Here is a 266-nt window from a genome sequence, read left to right on the forward strand (position 1 = left end):
GCGCTACCAAAGCACTCTCGATCTCAGCCGTACCTAAACGGTGACCCGATACATTTAATACATCGTCCATGCGCCCCGTGATCCAATACGCGCCATCTGCATCACGTCGAGCGCCATCACCGGTAAAGTATTTACCTTCAAACGTACTAAAGTAAGTCTGCTCAAAACGTTCATGATCGCCATAAACCGTTCGAGATTGACCCGGCCATGAGTCAAGAATAACTAAACCACCTTCAACGTCTTTACCCATTTCGGTGATTAGATTA

Annotated in this window: 1 pseudogene; it reads right to left on the bottom strand. The window is 47.0% G+C overall.

Annotation, left to right across the window (positions count from 1 at the left end):
* Positions 1 to 266 (bottom strand): annotated as a pseudogene (locus tag A3774_RS16125) (acetate--CoA ligase); the annotation flags it as partial.

It is taken from the genome of Neptuniibacter marinus (genome assembly GCF_001597725.1).
Classification (GTDB): domain Bacteria; phylum Pseudomonadota; class Gammaproteobacteria; order Pseudomonadales; family Balneatricaceae; genus Neptuniibacter; species Neptuniibacter marinus.